At 54.0% G+C, this 3067-nt stretch carries 2 rRNA genes; both read left to right on the forward strand.

The features are described 5' to 3' along the window. Positions 1–2882: ribosomal RNA gene (locus tag SIN01_RS14350) — 23S ribosomal RNA — on the forward strand; the annotation flags it as partial. A gap of 67 nt (positions 2883–2949) precedes the next feature. After that, positions 2950–3066 (forward strand): 5S ribosomal RNA (gene rrf / locus SIN01_RS14355). Position 3067: the final 1 nt, after the last annotated feature.

The following is a 3067-nucleotide window of genomic DNA, read 5'->3' on the forward strand; positions in this document are numbered from 1 at the left end:
GATGAAGGACGGAACGAACGCCGATACGCTTCGGGGAGCTGTAAGTAAGCTTTGATCCGAAGATTTCCGAATGGGGGAACCCGCCATCCTGAACGGATGGCATGCTCTGCTGAATCCATAGGTAGAGTAAGGCAGACCCGGGGAACTGAAACATCTCAGTACCCGGAGGAAGAGAAAGCAAATGCGATTTCCTGAGTAGTGGCGAGCGAAAGGGAAACAGCCCAAACCAAAGGGCTTGCCCTTTGGGGTTGTAGGACACTCCGCATGGAGTTACAAAAGTACGTTTCAGGCGAACGACCTGGAAGGGTCGGCCAGAGAAGGCAAACGCCCTGTAGCCGACGGAACGTACACTCCGGAGTGGATCCTGAGTACGGCGGGACACGAGAAACCCCGTCGGAATCCGGGAGGACCGTCTCCCAAGGCTAAATACTCCCCAGTGACCGATAGTGAACCAGTACCGTGAGGGAAAGGTGAAAAGCACCCCGGAAGGGGAGTGAAAGAGATCCTGAAACCGTGTGCTTACAAGTAGTTGGAGCCCCCTTCGGGGGTGACAGCGTACCTTTTGTAGAATGGACCGGCGAGTGACGATTCTAAGCAAGGTTAAGCTGAAGAGGCGGAGCCGCAGCGAAAGCGAGTCTGAATAGGGCGAATGAGTTTAGGGTTGTCGACCCGAAACCGTGTGATCTACCCATGTCCAGGGTGAAGTTCAGGTAACACTGAATGGAGGCCCGAACCCACGCATGTTGAAAAATGCGGGGATGAGGTGTGGGTAGGGGTGAAATGCCAATCGAACACGGAGATAGCTGGTTCTCCCCGAAATAGCTTTAGGGCTAGCCTCGGATGAGTGAGACTTGGAGGTAGAGCACTGATTGAATAAGGGGTCCCCACAGGATTACCGAGTTCAGTCAAACTCCGAATGCCAAGCACTTACGTCCGGGAGTCAGACGGCGAGTGATAAGATCCGTCGTCGAAAGGGAAACAGCCCAGACCGCCGACTAAGGTCCCTAAGTTTGTGCTAAGTGGGAAAGGATGTGACGTTGCCCAGACAACCAGGATGTTGGCTCAGAAGCAGCCACCATTTAAAGAGTGCGTAATAGCTCACTGGTCGAGTGGCGTCGCGCCGAAAATGTAACGGGGCTAAGCACAGCACCGAAGTCGCGGATGACCGTCAGGTCATGGTAGGGGAGCGTTCCAAGGGCATTGAAGATGTGCCGTGAGGCATGTTGGAGCGTTTGGAAGTGAGAATGCCGGTATGAGTAACGAAAAGAGAAGTGAGAATCTTCTCCGTCGAAAGCCTAAGGGTTCCTGAGGAAGGTTCGTCCGCTCAGGGTTAGTCGGGGCCTAAGCCGAGGCCGAAAGGCGTAGGCGATGGACAACAGGTTGATATTCCTGTACCAGCGTTTCACGTTTGAGTGATGGGGGGACGCAGGAAGGTAAGGCGAGCGCACGGATGGAAGCGTGCGTTCAAGCCGTGAGGCTTGCAGCGAGGCAAATCCCGCTGCTTGTGGCCAAGCGGTGATGAGGAGGGAAATTAAGTACCGAAGCGCCTGATCCTACACTGCCAAGAAAAGCCTCTAGCGAGTGAAACGGTGCCCGTACCCAAACCGACACAGGTGGGCAAGAAGAGAATTCTAAGACGCTCGGGAGAACTCTCGTTAAGGAACTCGGCAAAATCACCCCGTAACTTCGGGAGAAGGGGTGCTCGAAGGACCTTCGGGTCCGGAGAGCCGCAGTGAAAAGATCCAAGCGACTGTTTACCAAAAACACAGGTTTCTGCTAAACCGTAAGGTGATGTATAGGGGCTGACACCTGCCCGGTGCTGGAAGGTTAAAAGGAGAGGTTATCCCTTCGGGGAGAAGCTTTGAATTGAAGCCCCAGTAAACGGCGGCCGTAACTATAACGGTCCTAAGGTAGCGAAATTCCTTGTCGGGTAAGTTCCGACCCGCACGAAAGGTGTAACGATTTGGATACTGTCTCAACGAGAGACCCGGTGAAATTATAGTACCTGTGAAGATGCAGGTTACCCGCGACAGGACGGAAAGACCCCATGGAGCTTTACTGCAGCTTGATATTGGATGTGGGTATCGTTTGTACAGGATAGGCAGGAGCCTTGGAAGCCGGACCGCTAGGTTCGGTGGAGGCATCGGTGGGATACTGCCCTGACGATATCGACATTCTAACCCTGAGCCGTGATCCGGTTCGGAGACAGTGTCAGGCGGGCAGTTTGACTGGGGCGGTCGCCTCCTAAAAGGTAACGGAGGCGCCCAAAGGTTCCCTCAGAATGGTTGGAAATCATTCGCAGAGTGTAAAGGCACAAGGGAGCTTGACTGCGAGACCTACAAGTCGAGCAGGGACGAAAGTCGGGCTTAGTGATCCGGTGGCACCGCATGGAAGGGCCATCGCTCAACGGATAAAAGCTACCCTGGGGATAACAGGCTTATCTCCCCCAAGAGTTCACATCGACGGGGAGGTTTGGCACCTCGATGTCGGCTCATCGCATCCTGGGGCTGAAGTAGGTCCCAAGGGTTGGGCTGTTCGCCCATTAAAGCGGTACGCGAGCTGGGTTCAGAACGTCGTGAGACAGTTCGGTCCCTATCCGTCGCGGGCGTAGGAAATTTGAGAAGAGCTGTCCTTAGTACGAGAGGACCGGGATGGACACACCGCTGGTGTACCAGTTGTTCCGCCAGGAGCATACGCTGGGTAGCTATGTGTGGACGGGATAAGTGCTGAAAGCATCTAAGCATGAAGCCCCCTTCAAGATGAGATTTCCCATGATTTTAAATCAGTAAGACCCCTTAGAGATGATGAGGTTGATAGGTCTGGAGTGGAAGCACGGTGACGTGTGGAGCGGACAGATACTAATCGGTCGAGGACTTAACCCAAACGTTTGGATGAATGATTTTGAAGTTTTCGTTACCGGTTTTGAAGGCTCGTGAGAGCCGGTTTAAGTCTGGCGGTTATAGCGAAGAGGTCACACCCGTTCCCATCCCGAACACGGTCGTTAAGCTCTTCTGTGCCGATGGTAATTGGGGGCTGTCCCCCTGTGAGAGTAGGTCACTGCCAGGCA

It is taken from the genome of Sporolactobacillus inulinus (assembly GCF_006539285.1).
Classification (GTDB): Bacteria; Bacillota; Bacilli; order Bacillales; family Sporolactobacillaceae; genus Sporolactobacillus; species Sporolactobacillus inulinus.